This is a genomic window from Mesorhizobium sp. B3-1-7 (assembly GCF_006439385.1).
Lineage (GTDB): Bacteria > Pseudomonadota > Alphaproteobacteria > Rhizobiales > Rhizobiaceae > Mesorhizobium.
The window spans coordinates 1-16,861 of sequence record NZ_VFTL01000055.1 but is presented as its reverse complement, the minus strand read 5'-3'; the positions used below and the strand labels follow the sequence as shown (position 1 = coordinate 16,861).

At 64.3% G+C, this 16,861-nt stretch carries 16 protein-coding genes and 1 pseudogene; 3 read left to right on the top strand and 14 right to left on the bottom strand.

Annotated features, from left to right (window positions below):
• Positions 1-30: 30 nt before the first annotated feature.
• Entirely contained in the window at positions 31-1,143 is a 1,113-nt protein-coding gene (locus FJ417_RS31100) for a branched-chain amino acid ABC transporter substrate-binding protein (RefSeq protein WP_140786085.1), read from the bottom strand.
• Positions 1,144-1,283: 140 nt separating this feature from the next.
• A complete protein-coding gene (locus tag FJ417_RS31095) occupies positions 1,284-2,057 on the bottom strand; it encodes a GntR family transcriptional regulator (protein WP_181183346.1) in 774 nt (257 codons plus the stop codon).
• A 104-nt stretch (positions 2,058-2,161) separates the two neighbouring features.
• On the opposite strand from FJ417_RS31095, the gene FJ417_RS31090 reads away from it, so the two are divergent.
• Complete coding sequence (locus tag FJ417_RS31090) at positions 2,162-2,923, top strand: pyrroline-5-carboxylate reductase dimerization domain-containing protein (RefSeq protein WP_140786083.1); 762 nt, start codon at positions 2,162-2,164, stop codon at positions 2,921-2,923.
• Positions 2,924-2,943: 20 nt separating this feature from the next.
• Here the strand turns inward: FJ417_RS31090 and FJ417_RS31085 are convergent, their stop codons facing one another.
• The 7 genes from FJ417_RS31085 to FJ417_RS31055 form a co-directional block, all read right to left on the bottom strand.
• Positions 2,944-3,693, bottom strand: coding sequence for an SDR family oxidoreductase (locus FJ417_RS31085; protein ID WP_140786082.1), 750 nt, complete (start codon positions 3,691-3,693; stop codon positions 2,944-2,946).
• Positions 3,694-3,717: 24 nt separating this feature from the next.
• Positions 3,718-4,698: a 3-hydroxyacyl-CoA dehydrogenase NAD-binding domain-containing protein gene (locus tag FJ417_RS31080; protein WP_140786081.1), complete on the bottom strand. Its 981-nt coding sequence runs from the start codon at positions 4,696-4,698 to the stop codon at positions 3,718-3,720.
• Positions 4,644-5,510 carry a hypothetical protein gene (locus tag FJ417_RS31075; RefSeq protein WP_140786080.1) on the bottom strand — a complete coding sequence of 289 codons (867 nt, stop codon included), beginning with the start codon at positions 5,508-5,510 and terminating at the stop codon, positions 4,644-4,646. Before FJ417_RS31075 ends, FJ417_RS31080 begins: the two co-directional genes overlap by 55 nt.
• 1 nt (position 5,511) lies before the next feature.
• Positions 5,512-5,835: an NIPSNAP family protein gene (locus tag FJ417_RS31070; RefSeq protein ID WP_140786079.1), complete on the bottom strand. Its 324-nt coding sequence runs from the start codon at positions 5,833-5,835 to the stop codon at positions 5,512-5,514.
• 94 nt (positions 5,836-5,929) lie between these two features.
• Positions 5,930-7,195 (bottom strand): acetoin dehydrogenase dihydrolipoyllysine-residue acetyltransferase subunit, encoded by a 1,266-nt coding sequence (locus FJ417_RS31065; protein WP_140786078.1) that lies wholly within the window; start codon positions 7,193-7,195, stop codon positions 5,930-5,932.
• A gap of 12 nt (positions 7,196-7,207) precedes the next feature.
• The gene (locus FJ417_RS31060; RefSeq protein WP_140786077.1) at positions 7,208-8,182 is read right to left on the bottom strand and encodes an alpha-ketoacid dehydrogenase subunit beta; all 975 of its coding nucleotides are present in this window, start codon (positions 8,180-8,182) and stop codon (positions 7,208-7,210) included.
• Position 8,183: 1 nt separating this feature from the next.
• Positions 8,184-9,155, bottom strand: coding sequence for a thiamine pyrophosphate-dependent dehydrogenase E1 component subunit alpha (locus tag FJ417_RS31055; RefSeq protein WP_140786076.1), 972 nt, complete (start codon positions 9,153-9,155; stop codon positions 8,184-8,186).
• Positions 9,156-9,258: 103 nt separating this feature from the next.
• On the opposite strand from FJ417_RS31055, the gene FJ417_RS31050 reads away from it, so the two are divergent.
• Complete coding sequence (locus FJ417_RS31050; protein ID WP_140786075.1) at positions 9,259-10,008, top strand: SDR family oxidoreductase; 750 nt, start codon at positions 9,259-9,261, stop codon at positions 10,006-10,008.
• A 41-nt stretch (positions 10,009-10,049) separates the two neighbouring features.
• Here FJ417_RS31050 and FJ417_RS31045 read toward each other — a convergent pair whose 3' ends face one another.
• Genes FJ417_RS31045 through FJ417_RS31030 form a run of 4 tightly spaced genes read right to left on the bottom strand, consistent with a single transcriptional unit; the run spans position 10,050 to position 13,929 of the window.
• On the bottom strand, positions 10,050-11,789 hold the full coding sequence (locus tag FJ417_RS31045) for a cobalamin-dependent protein (RefSeq protein ID WP_140786074.1): 1,740 nt from the start codon (positions 11,787-11,789) through the stop codon (positions 10,050-10,052).
• Complete coding sequence (locus tag FJ417_RS31040) at positions 11,786-12,592, bottom strand: alpha/beta fold hydrolase (protein ID WP_140786073.1); 807 nt, start codon at positions 12,590-12,592, stop codon at positions 11,786-11,788. Before FJ417_RS31040 ends, FJ417_RS31045 begins: the two co-directional genes overlap by 4 nt.
• Positions 12,592-13,383 carry an aspartate dehydrogenase gene (locus FJ417_RS31035; RefSeq protein WP_140786072.1) on the bottom strand — a complete coding sequence of 264 codons (792 nt, stop codon included), beginning with the start codon at positions 13,381-13,383 and terminating at the stop codon, positions 12,592-12,594. The genes FJ417_RS31040 and FJ417_RS31035 overlap by 1 nt, the downstream gene beginning before the upstream one ends.
• A gap of 9 nt (positions 13,384-13,392) precedes the next feature.
• A complete protein-coding gene (locus tag FJ417_RS31030; RefSeq protein WP_140786071.1) occupies positions 13,393-13,929 on the bottom strand; it encodes a cupin domain-containing protein in 537 nt (178 codons plus the stop codon).
• Positions 13,930-14,082: 153 nt separating this feature from the next.
• On the opposite strand from FJ417_RS31030, the gene FJ417_RS31025 reads away from it, so the two are divergent.
• The gene (locus FJ417_RS31025) at positions 14,083-15,687 is read left to right on the top strand and encodes an FAD-dependent oxidoreductase (protein ID WP_140786070.1); all 1,605 of its coding nucleotides are present in this window, start codon (positions 14,083-14,085) and stop codon (positions 15,685-15,687) included.
• 686 nt (positions 15,688-16,373) lie between these two features.
• Here FJ417_RS31025 and FJ417_RS31020 read toward each other — a convergent pair.
• Positions 16,374-16,861, bottom strand: a pseudogene (locus tag FJ417_RS31020) (sulfite oxidase); the annotation flags it as partial.

Sequence of the window (16,861 nt, the reverse complement as noted above, 5' to 3'; positions counted from 1 at the left end):
CGCCGCCGAGGCGAGCGGCTCCAGCGCATCCTATTTTTGGCCGGCGAGTTTGAAGTCCGAGCCCTCGACCTTATAGAGGTAGGACGGGGCCACTTTGAGTTCGCCGGTGTCGTCGAACTCCAGTTCGCCCACCGCGGTCTTGACTTTGACCACATGCAGCGCGGCGTTCATGTCCTCGCGCGTAAGGCCCTTGGTCGTCTTGAGCACCTGCTCGAGGATTTGGCCCTGCACATAGCCGTAGATCGAATATGGCCCGGCATCCTCGCCATACTTGGCCTTATAGAGCTTGGCGAAATCCGCGATCTCGGGGGAGGCATCCATCGGCGGGACCTGGATGGCAACAAGCGTACCCTGGACGTTGGCCTCGCCGGCCTGCTTGATAAGGTCCGGGGTATAGCCGCCGTCCGGCACCATCAGCGTCCCGGTTATGCCCTGTTCGTGCATCTGCTTGGCGAACAGCGCAAGCTGCGGCATCACGGCGCCAAGATAGATCGCATCCGGCTTTTTGGTCTTGATCTGGGCCAGCACGGCGGTGAAGTCGACGTCGGTCGGCGCCACGGCCAAGGTGTCGAGGACCTTGCCGCCGCCCGCTTTGAAGTTCTTGGCGAATATCTCGGAAATCCCCTGTCCGAAAACCTGCTTGTCGTTGACGATGACGGCGGTCTTCGCGCCAAGCTTGCCCAGGGCGTATTCGGCTGGCAACAGCGCGCCCGCCAAGTCGTTGGCGACGGGGCGCACCATGAACTTGTACCCCTGTTTGGTTAGCGACGGGTTCGAGCCGAAGGTCATGGTCGGCAGCGAGCAGTCCTCGTAGATCGGCAGCGTTGACTGGGCAACGCCGGAATTGAAATTCACAAGACCGAGCACGACCTTGTCGTTGTCGCAGAACTTCTGCGCGACGAGCGTTCCCTCGCGCGGGTCGGCTTTATCGTCCTGCTGGTCGTAGGCAATGGTGACGCCGTTGACGCCGCCATTCGCGTTCAGTTTGTCGACATAGAGCCTGAAGCCATTGTGCCAGGTGTTGCCGAAATACGCCTGCGGGCCGGAAAGCGGCGCGGCCATGCCGACGGTTATCTGCTCCGCCATGGCGGGTAGCGCGAAGAGTGAGGTGCCGAGAAGGAGTGCGGCGGTAATTTTTCTCATGAAGGTTCCCCTTAGCTGCTGTCACGTGAGGGCGGCCGTTCCGGTCTTCTCCCTCTTTGCCAGCGCATCGAAGCAGACAAAGGAGTGGCAGTCAAGAAAGTGTCGACACTATTGCGTTCAATCTTGTGGTCAGATACCGATCAGGTATCGCGGACCTTTCGGCGACGCTTTAAATCGGAGGCATTGTCGGGCGCAAAAACCTTGAGCAGCGCGTCCTTGAGCGCCTGCTGCGTGGCGGAGACGGTCATTTCGATATGTTCGCGCAACAGTTTCATGCCTTCCTCGGCATCTCGTTTGACGGCGGCGGCGACGATGCCCGAGTGGAAGGTGACTTGCGCCTTGTCGTGCGAAGGGTGCTCGATCTGGATACGGCGGATGAAGCGGATGCGCGCATTGATGGAGGCGAGCTGGCCGACGAGTTCGGGATTTCCCGAGAGTTCGGCGATGAGCAGGTGGAAGCCTTCGTCCTCAGCCAGGATGATATCTGCCGGCTGGTCTCGATAGCCGTCGACGATCGCCTCCCAATATTCTCGCAGCCGATCGATGTCGCGGTCTTCGGCGCGCTCGCACATCAGTTTGAAAGCGGCGCATTCGATGATGGAGCGCAGCTCATAGAGATCGAGCAGGCCCTCGGTGCTGAGGCTCCTTACGAAGAAGCCGCGATTGGGCGTGAGCGAAACGAAGCCCTCGGAGGCGAGCCGGTTCAACGCCTCGCGGATTGGCGTGCGCGAAACACCCAGGCTGCGCGAAAGCTGGACCTCATTGATGCGCTCGCCGGGCTTGAGCGTGAACTCGACGAGATACTTGCGGATCGTGAGATAGGCACGTTCGCTGCTGTCGGCGCTGCGTCGCGTTTCGGCTTCGTTCACAGCAGGCTGGTCGCCGCCAGCGTCGCCCTCAACTCGTTCGGTCATGAAAGTTCCAATCGGATTTGTCTGCATTTTGTGTCGACACTTTGCGGCTCACCTTTCTTTCGCAAGTTCATACGAATGGCAAGCGGCGCTTCGGGGAGAAGGAAATGATCGTTGGCATTCTTGGCGTCGGGCATCTGGCGGCTTCCATGTTGACCGGGTTCCTGCGATCCGGGTTGGATCCGGCGGCAATCGTCCTGTCTCCACGCGGCAAGGCCGCGACCCTTGCGGCCCAGCACGGCTTTCGGCTCGCAGCCGACAATCGGGAACTCGTTGAGGTTTCCGATGTCGTCCTGCTCTCGGTGCGGCCCATCCATGCGCCGGAGGCAGTCAGAGGCTTGCCGTGGCGCATGGGGCAGACCCTAATATCGGTTTGCGCCGGCGTGCCGCTGGCCGGTCTGGATGTCGCGCCAGCGCGTGTCGTTCGCGCCATGCCGCTCACTGCTTCCGAGATCGGGGCCAGTCCGACAGTCTACTATCCCAACCTAGAGCAGGCGAGGGCGGTGCTGGACCGGCTAGGCCCCTCGATAGCACTTTCCAGCGAGAGGGATTTTGAGGTCGCGACGGTCAGTGCTGCGGTCTACGGCTGGGCACAGGACCTCATACGCAGGACGGCGGAATGGTCGAGCGCCCAAGGCCTCGATCCCGCGGCGGCTCGCCGGCTAGCGGCAAGGACCTTCGTAGCGGCTGGGCGACTGATCGCCGAAAAGGGAGACCCGATGGAGCGGATGCTGCAGGAATTGGTGACGCCTGGTGGGATCACCGAGCGGGGACTGCAGGTTCTCTCGGCGCGCGAAGTGCCGGCGGCCTGGGAGGAGGCCTGCATGGCGGTTCTCGCGAAGCTGACCGGCGGGCCTGCCGATACATAGAAGCGGCGATGCCGGGCCGTTCATCGTAGCGGCGGCGGCGGGTATTTCTGGCCCCCGGTCGCCTGTTCGCTCGGCGCGATGGTCAATTCCGTGATGTCGACGTGGTCAGGCATCCTCAACGCTGAAACAAGCGCGGCGGCAACGTCGGCCGGGTGCAACGGCCGTTGCTCGCAATACATGCGCTTGCGCAGGCCTTCACGGTCTCCGTCAAAGGCATTGAGGTAGAAATCCGTCTCGACGCGTCCAGGCGCGATCTCTGTCAGCCTCACGCCGGTGCCTGCAAGATCGAAGCGCAGGATGCGGCCCGCTTGCGACAGGCCGGCCTTTGCCGCGCCATAGGCTGTCGTGCCGGCAAAGATACCGCTCGCCGCCGTGCTGGTCAGGGTGAAGATATGGCCGCGCTTGCGCGCGATCATGCCGGGCAGGAGAAGGCGGATGAGTTGCAGCGGCGCGGTGAGGTTCAGTTCCACCACCTCCGCCGTCTCTTCGGCGCTTTGTTCATGCAAGGGGCGGACGGTCGCCAGGCCACCGGCATTGTTGACCAGAACGTCGACTTCGGCGGCGCCCAGCGCGGACATGATCGCTTCGCCATCGCGAACGTCTGTTGCAACGGGCTTGACCCGCGGCCCAAGCCGCTCCCGCAAGGCAAGCAGCGCGTCGTTGCTGCGCGCCAACGCATAAACCGTCAGCCCTTCCGCCACGAGGCTCTCAACGATCGCCGCGCCGATGCCTTTGGAGGCTCCGGTGACGAGGGCGGTGCGATAGTCCATGCGCGTTCTCCCAAACTCATATGATCAAAGCGCGCCATGTTCGGCGACCGTCCTCAGGATGCCGACCAGCCCGGCCTCCCGCGCTGCCCTGAGTTCCTCGGAGCCGCGGCCATGCGTCGCCGCGCCCGTCGACGCCGAAACCGCCCGGATCGTGTCAGCGTCGAGCTTGGCGTCGAGCAGCGTGTCCCAGATGGCTTGGTAGGTGGGACCGTATTTGCGCAGGAAGTCCTCGATGCCGTCGGCGTTGAGGCTGTTGGAAATGAATGAGCCCTGCAACGTCCATTTCGGTCCCGGTCCGTACATGAAGGCCCGATCGATATCCTCGACCGACGCGACGCCGTCACGCACCAAGGCTATGGCTTCGCGCCACATCGCGCCCATCAGGCGCAGGGCGATATGGCCCGTCACTTCCCGGTTGAGCGTAACGGGCTTCTTGCCGACAGTTTCGTAGACGGCGCGAGCCCGCGCGATTGCCCGCGGATCGGTCGCCTTGCCGCCGACGATCTCGACGAGCGGCATCAGATGCGCCGGATTGAACGGATGACCAAGCACGATGCGGCCAGGCACACGGCACTCGGCCTGGATATCGGAGACGAGCAGCGCGGAGGAGGAAGAAGCGACGATGACCTCGTCGCCGATATGGTTTTCGATCTCGGCAAGCAGCCGCCGTTTGAGCGACAGGTCTTCCGGACCGTTCTCCTGCACGAAGTCGACGCCTTCGAGCGTCTCGGCCATCGTCGGGAAAAGCCTGATCGTCCCCGGCGCGGGCGCGGGACCCTTCAAGCCGTCCAAGTCTGTCGCAAGCGCCGGCAGAACTTCGTGGAGGACTGTCTCCCGCCGCTCCGCCGGATCATATACGCGCACGTCGTGGCCGGTATGGGCAAAGCAAGCTGCCCAACGCTGCCCGATGACGCCGAATCCGACGATGCCGATGGTCAGTCTGTCCATTTTCAGGCCCTTCTGCCATCGAGCGCGGCACGAAACGCCTCGTTGAGGTCGTTCCATGGGATGAGCAGGTCGAGCCAGGCGCCGATACGGCCGGCGACGAGGATCGCCTCGTTGATAAGGGGGTCGAATGGCACTTGCTCCTCCATCGCCCTCTCGAGGCGGAACAGCAGCGATGGCGTTTCCTCGAGATGGCAGAAGTCTCGCAGCCGTGTCGCCGCCTTGTTCAGCGCAAGTGCCGCCGTCTGGCGCAGCACCGCCTCGTTGACGCTTGCTCGCTCAGAACGAATCCACCAGAGCAGTTCGTGCAGGACGCGCGCCTCCGCCTCCGCCGTGAAGACCGGTCCGGCGGGATGCATGATGGCCCGCGAGGCGGTGATACGGGCTATGTCGTCGGGCATGCGGTCCCAGATCACCTTGCGTCTCGCCACGATGTCGTGTGGAAGCGTCGATGCCGGCGGGGCCTCCTCAGTCCCTCCGTCGGCCAGCGCCAGGGTCCCGTCGATGACGCGGCGTCCCTGTTCCCGCTTGAGCACCGCGGCGAGCTCCGCGATGCCCTCGACCGGCGCATCGAGCTGGCCGAGCACGGTGATCTCCGCCGTCTCGGCCTGGAGCGGCGCGAACGTGATCTCCAGGAACTGCCGCACCGGCCAGTAGATGAAGGCCCCGGCCTTGGCGTCGAGCACATGGGTCGCACCCTCCACGTTCTCGACGAAGGGCGCGTGCCAGTAGATATGGTTGCCGGCGATCTTGGGCGTGTGCAGTTGCAAACGCAGGGGCAGGGCGGCCAGCAGCGAGCGGCGGGTGCGCAGGGCGTCGCCGTTCAATTGGATAGGCCAGGCCTTGCCCTCGGCCGAGAAAACGAGCTGCATGTCACTTGCCCGGGTTGAAGAACGAAACCGGCTTCAGGATCTGGTTGCGCATGTCGAGGAGGTAGTCGGTCTCGATCACCTTGCGCCGATAGGCTTGCCATTCCGGGTCGGCTTCCATGCGGTCGCGACGCTCCTCACGGTCGGCAAGGCTTTCGTATTTCCACAAGTGCACGGTCCGCGAGAGATCGCCTATGTGGGTCTGGAAGAAGCCGAAAGGCTCTCCCAGATAATGCCGCTGCATGGGCAAGCCGACATCCTCGTAGAGCTTGAGGAAATGGGACAGCTTGTTCGGGCTGGCGGTGTAAGTGCGGTGGTCGAAGATCATCTCGGTCACTCCTTTTGGTCTCTGTTCCGGCCCCGTGGGGCCAGAAAAAGTCTTGGCCGGCTCGGCTTCGCCGGCGCGCCAAGCGCGGGTCGTATCAACCGCAACTTCGTACCGTCTCCGCGATAAGCCTGGCCGTCAGTGCCGGCGCTTCGATCTGCGGTACGTGGCCAACGCCGTCGAGTAGGTGAACGGCGGCGAAGCCGGGCGCGCGGGCCGCATGAGCGGCAGGTGCCACGCGGTCGAGCTTGCCCCACACGAGCCGTGTCGGCACGCCAAGTTCGGCGAGAGCCGGCGCCAGGTCGAAGCCTTGCGTTCCATCCGGGAACAGTGCTTCCGCCATTGAGGCCAGCGCATTCCTATTGCCGTTTTTTTCCATCTGCCTCAGCGCCGCCTGCGCGTAGCCGGCCGGCAGGATTCGCGGATCGCTCACCATGACCGCCAGCCAGCGCTCGAGTGCCTGGACGGTGGTCGCGCGTGCAAGCCCGGCGATGAAGCCGGCATTGATCTCGGGGCCGAGGCCGGCCGGCGCGAGAAGGGTCACCGAGCGCACGGTGAGGCGGCCGAGCCGGGTGAGCGCAAGAGCGGCCGCCCCGCCCAGGGAATGGCCGACGAGATGGACGTCCCAGACGCCCATGGCCTCCAGTCGGTCGGAAAGGGCAAAGGCGATCTCCTCGATGCTCCTTGCCGGTCGCGCGGCCTCCGCGCCGTGGCCGGGCAGGTCGAGGCTGACCGTCGCAACACCTGGTTCGAGCAAAGGCACGACCTGCCGCCAAACGGAACGGTCCGCTCCGAAGCCGTGGATGAGGACCGCCGGCGTCGTTTGTCGCGCTGTCGCCGGCGATGCCGGGGACGCGGCCGGCTCCGCCTGGATGCCGCCGGACCGATCCGAACGCGTGGCGAGCGCGGCGTCAATGTCGCGCTTCTTGATGCGTCCCCTTGGACCGGTCCCCGCGACGGTCGACAGGTCCAGCCCCGCAGCCGCCGCAAGCCGGCGAGCAAGCGGGCTAGCGATCGCACGGGTGCCGGACTGGCGGGCGGGCGGAGGGGCGTCGGTTACCGGGAGGGGATCGGTCGTCGCTGCTATTGTGGCTGGAGCCGCTTGGCCCGCCATGGGTTTTTCGTCCGCGATGGTGCCGAGCACGGCGCCGACCGGCGCCTCCTGCCCCTCGGAGAAGTAGATATCGGCAAGCCAGCCATCTCGATCGGCCTCGATTTCGGTCGCCGCCTTGGCCGTCTCGACGGTGACGATGAGATCGCCGGCCTTGACCGGGTCACCGGATTTGGCCGCCCAGGCAATCACCAGCACGGCTTCCATATACTCGCCGCCGGCGCTGTCGATGCTGATCGGATGGGTTGCCATCTGCCGCCTCCGTCACTTCAAAATCTTCAGCGCAGCGGCGCGGATCTTCTCAGCGCTCGGCAGCATCGCCGTTTCGAGAGGCTCGGAATAGGGGATCGGCATGTCCGGCAGCGTGACGCGCGCGACCGGCGCGTCCAGTTCGTCGAAAGCATGATCCATGATCGTTGCCGAAAGCTCGGCGGCGTAGCCGCAAAAGCGCCAGCCCTCGTTGACGACCACCGCATGGTGCGTTTTGGCGATCGAGGCAACGATGGTATTGACGTCGAGCGGGCGCAGCGACCTGAGGTCGACGATCTCGGCAGAGACGCCGTCCGTGGCGAGAAGATCGGCCGCCTTTGCCGCTTCCACCACCATCTTGGAAGTGGCGAAGATCGAGATGTCGCTGCCCTCGCGCACGGTTGCCGCTTTGCCGAGCGGTATGGTCACGTCGCCTTCCGGAACCTCGCCGCGAACATTGTAGAGCAGCTTGTGCTCCAGGAAGACGACCGGCTGATCGTCGCGGATCGCGGCCTTCAGCATGCCCTTGGCATCGGCGGGGGTCGCAGGCGCGACGACCTTGATGCCAGGTATATGGGCAAGCATCGAATCGAGAGCCTTGGAATGCTGCGCGCCGGCGCCGGCGCCGCCACCGCCCTGGGTGCGTAGCACGAAGGGCATCTTCACCTGGCCGTTCCAGATGTAATTGTAAATTGAGGCTTGGTTGACCAGCGAATCGAGCGTGAGCGGCACGAAATCCGCATACATGATTTCCAGCACCGGCCGGGTGCCGGTCATGGCGGCGGTCACCGCCATCGCGGTCAGCGCCTGTTCGGATATCGGCGTGTCGCGCACACGCGTTTGACCGAATTCCTCCATCAGCCCCTTTGTCACCTTGAACACGCCGCCATAGCGGCCGATGTCCTCGCCGAACAGGAAGACGGAAGGATCGGCCTGCATCTCCTCGCGCAGCGCGGCGTTGAGTGCCTCGGCGTATCGCATCATCGCCATGTCAGTGCGTCTCGCTGTAAGGATTGCAGGCTTCGTCGACCAGGAACTCCGGCATCGGATCGGAAAGGGCGGCCTCGAACGCCTCGTCAGTCTCGGCCTTGGCCGCGGCTTCGATTGCGGCCAGCCGTGCTTCCCCGACCTCGCCCAGCAACGCCTTGCGGGAGACGATCAGGGGGTCGCGCGCTTTCCAGGCCGCTATATCCTCTGGCCTCTGGTAACCGCCCATGTCGGACGTCGAGAAACCTTCGACGCGGTAGGTCTTGCATTCGACCATGCCGGGACCTTCGCCGCGCCTCGCTCGCTCCGTCATCGCCGACACGGCGCGATAGACGGCGACCGCGTCGTTGCCGTCGACGATTTCGGCCGGCATCGCGTAGCCGGCGGCGCGGATCGACAGATCCGCGACCGGCGACTGCACTTCGGAAGGAACGGTCAGGCCGAACTGGTTGTGCTCGAGCACGAAGACGACCGGCAGCTTCCAAAGACCGGCCATGTTCATCGCCTCGTGGCAGATGCCCGTCTGGGCGGCGCCGTCGCCGAAGACGCACATGGCGACGTTGCCCGTGCCCAGGATCTGCATCGACAGCGCCATGCCGGCAGCGGCAGGGATACCGGCTCCGACGATCGCGTTGCCACCGATCACGCCCTTTTCGGCATCGGCCACCAGCATATGGCCGGCACGTCCGCCGCATGCTCCCGTCGTCCTGCCGAATATCTCGGCCACCACTGGGCGCATGGTCATACCCTTGCCGATATAGACGGCATGGCCGCGATGGGTGGTGGCAACTTTGTCACCGGGCTCCAGAACAGCCGTAGCCGCAACGCCCACAGCCTCCTGGCCGTCGCACCGATGGATAGGACCGCGTGTGCGCCCTTCCTTGTGGAGCGCCCCCAGTCTTTCCTCGAGGTGCCGCACCAGCAGCATCCGGCGATAGATCTCCAAATGCTGTTCGACCGACGGAGTGTTCTTCACAGGCTATTCCCAGTTGCGCTTGAAATTAAATACAAAAGTGTCGACACTTTGCAAGCGCTTCTGCAAGATGCGGCGAAACAAGTTTGGAAAAGGGGAGACGGACATGCGCTTGAAGGACAAGGCGGCGATCGTCACGGGGGCCGGTGCAGGCATTGGCGCGGCCGTCATGGAACTGTTCGCGAGGGAGGGAGCGGGCATCCTTGCGGTGGACCGCGACGGGGCGCGGGTCCGCGAAGTGGCGGCCAGAGCTCGCGCCCTGGCACTGGAAGCCGACATCTCCGACGAGGCTTCCGTCACGGCTATGGTGGGTCGCGCCCGGGAAGCGTTTGGCCGGATCGACATCCTGGTCAACAACGCCGGCTATGGCATACGCGGTTCGGTCGTCACGACCGCCGCCGCGGATTGGGACGCGCTGATGGCGGTCAATTTGAAGGGCGTCTTTCTGTGCTCCAAACATGCCATTCCCGTCATGTCCGGGGGGGGCGGCGGCGGCGTGATCCTGAACACCGCCTCCAATGTCGCCAATGTCGGGCTTGCCGACCGGGCCGCCTACGTCGCCTCGAAAGGCGGCGTAGCGGCGCTGACGCGGGCCATGGCGCTCGACCATGCCGGCGAAAACATCCGCGTCAACGCCGTGGCGCCGGGCGTGACCTGGTCGAGCTATTTCGACAGCATGCTGGAGACACATCCCGATCCCGCAGGGTTTGTCGCGGCCCTGAACGCCCGTTCGGCTATGAACCGAGTGGCGCAGCCGGTCGAGATCGCCAATGCGATCCTGTGGCTCGCCAGCGATGAATCCTCTTTCGCGACCGGCTCGATCCTGACGGTCGACGGCGGCATGACCGCCTGGTAAGCAGGCATCCGTCACATATTTGCGGCGCCCTGCTCGCGACATCAGGCGGCAGGCGGGATGGAGCGAAGAGCGGCAAGCATCTCGTCGAGGTTGGCGCAAGGCAGACAGCCCAGGTCGGAAATATCCTTGGTCACGTCGACCGGCAGGCCTGAATTCGAATCCTTCGGCACCTCGTTCAGCCGTCCGCCGATCAGCACCGGCAAGGAAAGTCCGCGCGCCGTCATCGCGGCCTTCAGAGCCTGCGCGTAGCGCAGCGCGACGCCGTTGTAGGTGCTGACGGCGATGGCGTCCGCGCCGGTTTCGGCGGCACGGGTGACGAGCGCTTCCGGGTCAACAGCGACGCCGGCGTCGGCGATGGCGATACCAAGGCCTTCGAGCGCCTGTTCGACCAGATACTTGCCGTGCTCATGCACATCAGTGGTGCCGATGCAGACGGTCAGGTTTCTTGCCGCCTCCATCCGCTTCTGGCCCGCCACCCAGGTTGCCGCCTTGTGGTTGAGCTCTCGCGCCCATTCGGCATGGATCAGCGGCACACGCCCACGCGGACCGGTCGCACCCGGGCCGAAAAGCGCTTCCAGGCGTTTTGGGCCGATGCGCCGGATAGCCAGCATCAGCGCGGCAGGATCGTCCACATCGACCTCTCGTTCTGCGAGGCCGGCGAGAGCGGCATCGGCAAAACGCCGTCCGCCTTCCACGAGCACATCGGCCATCGCCTCGGTCTTGGCCCAATCGAAGACCGGGTCGTAGAAAGGCGCGTGCAGCGTCAGTGTGTGGGCGAATGTCTGCGCGTCAATGATCTCGTCGACGTCGGGAATGCGCTGGTTCTCCGTCACCGGCACGGGATTGATCGCATGGCCCGAAGGCCAGCGCCCCATGGCGAGTATGTCGGCCATCAGATAGCTCGCCAGGCTGGCATAGTTACCGGCAGGGCTCGACTGATAGGAGACGGTGTTGCCGAAGATCATGGTGCCCGGCGTGTCGGTGACCCGCACGAGTGCCGCGTGGAAGGCGGTGCGAGAAAGCGGGTCGCTGAAGTGATGGCCGTAGCAATGCGCGATTCTTGCGCCGATCAGCGTCTCGACAATGTGCTTTTCCACCAGCACCATGCCCAGCGCGCAGGCCATGTCGATGAAAAGCCCGGCGAATCCGTCGTCAAGATTCGAATGGACAAGGATCTCCGCATCTTGCGCGGCGATCAGGCCAAGCGCGGTGACGGTCGCTTCGGTGGTCGCCACGTCGTCGTCCCAGTAGGGCAGCCGGAAGGTGAAATACTGCCCGAGATTGCCGATGGCCGTTGTCCCGGCCGCGATCGCGGCGCGGGTGTTTTCGACCGCGCCCGGCAGGCCGAGCATGAAGTCCCCGAAATGCGCCGCCGCGGAAGCGGCATTGGTGATGCGCGCGAAATCCTCCGGACCGGTCAGCACGATGCCCGTGCCGCGCGCGGCCTTGGCGCGCATGGCCTGCGGATAGCCCATCGACCAGTCCAGCGTGATGCCGAAGCGATCGACCGTCACCCCCGCCCTGCGGCATTGCTCATGCACTTCGCCGATCGCCGCGATGGTGCGGTCGACGCTGCGGAAGCCGATGTGAGCATGCTGCATGACGCGCCTTTCCGCGGCCGCCCTGCGTTTCCAAGCGGCTTCGGACGGCATTCCGGTTTCGGTGAGGAAACGGCAGCTCCCGAGTCGCCAGTCGCGCGCCATGGTTCGCCCCTCGGCGAGCAGGTCTGAGCCCGGCTTGAGACGCGGATCGGTGAGAACGGTGACGATGTCGGCGGTCATGATATTTGCTGCTCGGCTTCGGTGATGAAACGGCGGATGACAGCGGCAACGCCCTCTGGCCTGGCGAGGGGATGGAAATGCGCGCCGTCGACGGATGCGTATCGGGCGCCCGGTATCGCCTCGGCGATGGCCTGCGTCAGGGGGGGCGGGGTCAGCACGTCGCCCGTGGCGGCGATTACTTGCACCGGAGCAACAATCCCGGCGAGGTCATCGAGGCAATCATGGTCGAGCAGCATGCGCAAGCGCGCCGCGGCGACGTGCAGCGGGTCGAGGGTCCGTGAGGCGGTGATGACCGCCGCCTCGAGCTCGGCGAAATGGATCGCCAGGTAAGAAGCCTCGTGGCACAGCGCATGGGTGAGGCGCTGGTAGGTCTCGACCATGCCTGCTTCGAGCAGTTCGGCACGCGCGGTGAAGAGGGCGCGGAAGCGGGTGTCGGCCCGCCCCCAGGAACTGCTGATCGTGTAGCTCACCCCGAGATCCGCATGGTCGAGAGCAAGTCTCTGGGCGACGGCGCCGCCTGTGGAATGCCCGACGACATGTGCCGGCCCGCCCGTCTGCGCCAGCAGGCCCGCGACATCGCCGGCGATGAGCGGAACGGAGTAGGGGCCGTCGGGGCGGTCGCTGCGGCCCGCGCCGCGATGATCGGTGACTATGAGTTGGTAATCAGCCTCAAGCAGGCGCACGACGCCGGACCAGAATCGTCCGTCGCCGCCGAGTCCCGGGATGAGGACGAGGCGCGGCCCCTTCGCCCCGAACGTTTCGTAGTGGATGCGGCAGCCATCGGCGGCGACGAAGAAGGTCATCAGCGGCGGCCTCCCGTCTCGGGCGGGTCGATGTGGAGCAGATCGCGCAGCGCGGCGACGAGGCTCAGCGCGGTCAGTGCCGAAGTCTTCGGATTGCCGGGCGAGGGCGCGTTGACCATGCTGAAGAAGGCGGTGCCGGCAACGCTCTCGGCCTCGATTTCATGGCTGTTGCCGGTCGCCTTCGGGTCGACGATAACCCGCACGGTGACCCTTTCGGCGCCCACGGCCAGCGCCACGGCGAAGGCCACATTGAGGTTCTTGGGATAGGCGGATGCCGCTTCGGCGGGAGACCCCTCGAAGAGCGTCACGGCATCACGCTCGGCCGATAGACCAAGCGCGGCGAGTTCGGCTTCCCAGGCCGTCGGCGGCTTGCGCGAGGTATAGCGTACCCGCGCGTCGGGAAGGGCCGCTATCGCACGCAGATAATCGAGGCCGCCCAGCGCTCCCGCCGGCAGGATGAGCCGCGCGCCGCCGCTGCGACCGGCGGCGGCGATCCGGGCGTGAAGCGTGGCATCGGCAAGTGCGCCGACCGATGCCACGACGGTTGGTATTCCGGCTTCGAGCAAGGCAGGTATGTAGGTCGCCACTGCCCCTGGGCCCGCTGCCTCGACCACAGCCCGCGGCCTCGCCTCGATCAGTCGTTCGACCTTGGTGACCGCGCTGACATTCGCCGGCAGTTCGGGACTGGCGCCTTCGCGCAGCAATACCAGCCAATCGACCGCGTCGGGCGGAAAGGCCGAGACGAGGTCACGCGCGATGGCTCCGTAGCCGATGAGGCCGAGCGTCGTCATCCGGCGTCTTCAGGAGCCGCGGCTCACGGGATCGAACTTGTCGGGGAGATCGGAGCCGAAGACGGTCCTACGCTCGATCTCCAGCACGTTTTCGGGGCGTGGGAAGTTGGCGGGTACACGGTCGCCCAGCTTGCGCGGCTTGCCGATGAGGCGGAAGAAGTCTTCGAGACCGTTGGGCACGATCAGCCAGAGCCAGCGAAGCTGCGTTTCGCCATCGTTGATGAACATGTGCCTGACATTCTTCGGCAGGAACACCACGCTGTCGGGGCCCAGAGGATACTCCTTGCCGTCGACGACGGCGCGGCCGTGGCCTTCGATCACATAGATCGCTTCCTCATTGCGCTCATGCGTGTGCTCGCGCACATAGCCGCCGGGCGCCACCGACTGCGTGCCAAGCGCGAACGGGTGCTCCATGCCGACGATGTGGGGTGCTAGCGCCACGTCGATATGGCCGTTCGCCGGCACTGGCTGCCAGTAGCTTTCGCGCGTTTCGGACCCGGAGATATGAATGCCGGATGGAGCTGGCGGAAGGTGAGTATCATCCATGGCTCTGCCTGTCGAAAAGGGGCTTCAGATTATCGTGCGGGTGCATGCCGCTCACCAACGGAACGTATAATGCAAAAAGTGTCGACACAATAGTAGACAGATTTAATTTCCCGCACCTATAGTGACGTTGCGATGACAGTCTGGGGGACGCCGATGGGCGAATTCGATGTTCTGGTTATCGGTTCCGGTTCGGCGGCCTGCGCGGCGGCATTGAGAGCGGCCAAGGGCGGCCTCAAAGTGCTGGTGATCGAAAAGAGCGGATGGTTGGGTGGCACCTCGGCCATGTCCGGCGCGGGCGTCTGGATACCCGCCAATCACCTGGCCGCGGATGCCGGCGTCGCCGACAGCCGGGACGATGCGCTGACCTATCTGCGCGCCGTGTCTCCCCAGGATTGGGCGCGGAAGGAGGATGCGCTCTGGAACGCCTTCGTCAGGGCGGGTCCCGATATGTTGCGTTTCCTTGCCGGCAGTACGCCTCTGGATTTCCGTCTGGTCAACGAGCCGGACCCCTTCGCCGAAGCGCCTGGCGGCAAGCTTTTCGGCCGCATGGTTTCGCCGCTGCCGCTCAGCCGCCGCATTCTGGGCAAATTCGCTGCGCGCCTGCGCCGGTCCACCTTGCCGCACAGCTTCAGCTACCAGGAGATCGTCGATAGTGACCTCTATCACCACCCCGTTCGCGCAGGCCTCAGGCTCTGGCCGAAGCTGCTTTGGCGGAAGCTGACGAATTCCGGAGGACAGGGCACGGCTCTCATGACCGGGCTGATCAGCGGGTGCCTTGATGCAGACGTCAACTTTTGGCTGGAAACCCGGGCGGTAGGCCTGATCCAGGCTTCAGATTCCCGCGTGATTGGCGCCGAGGTCGAGCGCGAGGGCCAGCGCAGGAAGCTTCTTGCCCGGCGCGGGGTGGTCATCGCGACCGGCGGCTTCGAATGGGATGCCGAGATGCGGGCACGCCATTTCCCTGGCGCCCTTGATCGTATCGGCAGCCCTCCCAGCAATGAGGGCGACGGCCAGAAGCTTGCCGCTTCCGTCGGCGCGGAACTGGATCGCATGGACCAGGCGAATGTCTATCCCTGCCTGCCGACGCGCTACCAAGGCAAGCCGCACGGCCTGCCCATGACCTTCCAGGCCGAACCGCATTCGATCGTCGTCAACCGCGATGGCAGACGCTTCGTCAGCGAGAACGATTTCAATATCGGCGAGGCGATCGATGCGCGCGGGCCGGACGGCGCGCCGGTGAACCTGCCCTGCTATCTGGTCGGCGATCATCGCTTCCTGAGGACGTCTCTGCCATTCCGCTGGTACGCGTCCTACGAACGGCAATGGATCAAGAAAGCCGACACGATCGGCGGCCTCGCCGCAAAACTCGAGCTGCCGGCGTCGGCCCTCGAGGAGACGATCGCCCGTTGGAACGGCTTTTGCGCGAAGGGACGCGATGAGGATTTTCGGCGCGGTGAGAGCGGCTGGGAGGACTACAAGGCGCACGGCCCCGAGAACCGTCTGAAGCCGATCGACAAGCCCCCCTTTGTCGGCATGTCGCTCAATCGTTCGATTCTCGGGACAAAGGGGGGCGCCCGCACCAATGAGCGGGCGCAGGTCCTGAGACCGGACGGTTCGATCATTCCTGGTCTTTACGCGGCCGGTCTTGCCATGGCCAACCCGATCGGCACACGCGCGGTTGGAGCCGGCACGACGCTTGGCCCAAATCTGACCTGGGGCTTCATCGCCGCTGAAACGATCCTGCATCAGAATCGGTGAGTTCTCCGGGGCGGATACGCATCGTCACTCGAACTGCCAACGTGTGCCGTGGCGAGGCGACTTCGCGGTGTCCTTCAGATGCGGGTGAACGGATCGATCGGCCATTCAGGGAGGAAGCAATGGCGTGCCCGTCGTCGAAAGAAAAAGCGGTCCCTGCGCGCCCTTCAGCCCGTAGGATGGATCAACTTTTTTCTCGCTGACATTCAACTCAGTTTCGAACTCGCGTAGCTTCGAAATAATCGTCCGGTCCAACCTTTTCGCCTTTCAGCAAGGAACTCCGGGACGTAACGTCCCTTAAGGAGTCGGAAGACGAACGTCTGCTTTTGCACTTCCACTGCTAAGAAGCGGCCAGTCCGCAGTCGGCCCCAAAGGCGACATCAGAACATCTGCTCTGCAAAGACCGCTTCTGGCGGCACTGTTGTCCCGCTTGCGTATACCTTCTCTGCATTAGACGGCCGCTGTCCCAGTTCAGTTTGGCCACAATGTTAGAGAGAGGCGATCCAGGGTCGGCCTTTGGTCATAATGAGCCTACCTATCCGCTACATGCAGTGCAGCTTTGCGCGTCTAAGCGGAAGTCATCCCGCACGCGCGAATACGCTTGCTTGACAGGGACGAAACGACCCCATGTTCCGCATGAGCTCAAATCGATTTCCCTGAGGTGGGTACGGCCGACTGGTAGACACTTCTCAAACAATGCCGATCCGACGCGTGACCTGGCCGTTGCTTTCCCAGTATGTATGTTTCCTGGTAATCCATGGATCATCCATGGCAGGCTGGATTTGTCCCGCCATATCAGTGGCACGCGAGGTGACCGTGCGCTCGCCCTTTGCTGGGTCTTTCCAGTCGAGGTACCACACCTTCCAGGCGAATTCAGCTTCTTCACCATGGTCTATCGTCGCTTCAAGCCATGGGCCGTTATCAACCTTCACTTCGACCTTGGCGATTGGGGCCCCCCAGGCTGCGCCGCTGATCCGGTATCCGGCATCGCTACGCGTCACTCTGGCAGGCGCCGACTTCAGCAATGCACGGCCGACCGAGGTCTCGGCCCACACCGTCTCGCCATTGTGCTCTTCCTCTCGGATGGTGACGTAGTCTCTTGCCATCAATTGACTCATGAAGCGCTTGTTGCGTATCTCAATGCGCTTAAGCCACTTGACGTTGGCGATGCCATACC

Coding starts and splice junctions, on each gene's coding strand:
- FJ417_RS31025 (WP_140786070.1), top strand. CDS start 14,083: ATGGGCGAATTCGATGTTCTGGTTATCGGTTCCGGTTCGGCGGCCTGC.
- FJ417_RS31070 (WP_140786079.1), bottom strand. CDS start 5,835: ATGATCTTCGACCACCGCACTTACACCGCCAGCCCGAACAAGCTGTCC.
- FJ417_RS31085 (WP_140786082.1), bottom strand. CDS start 3,693: ATGGACTATCGCACCGCCCTCGTCACCGGAGCCTCCAAAGGCATCGGC.
- FJ417_RS31030 (WP_140786071.1), bottom strand. CDS start 13,929: ATGGATGATACTCACCTTCCGCCAGCTCCATCCGGCATTCATATCTCC.
- FJ417_RS31050 (WP_140786075.1), top strand. CDS start 9,259: ATGCGCTTGAAGGACAAGGCGGCGATCGTCACGGGGGCCGGTGCAGGC.
- FJ417_RS31045 (WP_140786074.1), bottom strand. CDS start 11,789: ATGACCGCCGACATCGTCACCGTTCTCACCGATCCGCGTCTCAAGCCG.
- FJ417_RS31065 (WP_140786078.1), bottom strand. CDS start 7,195: ATGGCAACCCATCCGATCAGCATCGACAGCGCCGGCGGCGAGTATATG.
- FJ417_RS31100 (WP_140786085.1), bottom strand. CDS start 1,143: ATGAGAAAAATTACCGCCGCACTCCTTCTCGGCACCTCACTCTTCGCG.
- FJ417_RS31075 (WP_140786080.1), bottom strand. CDS start 5,510: ATGCAGCTCGTTTTCTCGGCCGAGGGCAAGGCCTGGCCTATCCAATTG.
- FJ417_RS31060 (WP_140786077.1), bottom strand. CDS start 8,182: ATGGCGATGATGCGATACGCCGAGGCACTCAACGCCGCGCTGCGCGAG.
- FJ417_RS31095 (WP_181183346.1), bottom strand. CDS start 2,057: ATGACCGAACGAGTTGAGGGCGACGCTGGCGGCGACCAGCCTGCTGTG.
- FJ417_RS31080 (WP_140786081.1), bottom strand. CDS start 4,698: ATGGAACGACCTCAACGAGGCGTTTCGTGCCGCGCTCGATGGCAGAAG.
- FJ417_RS31040 (WP_140786073.1), bottom strand. CDS start 12,592: ATGACCTTCTTCGTCGCCGCCGATGGCTGCCGCATCCACTACGAAACG.
- FJ417_RS31090 (WP_140786083.1), top strand. CDS start 2,162: ATGATCGTTGGCATTCTTGGCGTCGGGCATCTGGCGGCTTCCATGTTG.
- FJ417_RS31035 (WP_140786072.1), bottom strand. CDS start 13,383: ATGACGACGCTCGGCCTCATCGGCTACGGAGCCATCGCGCGTGACCTC.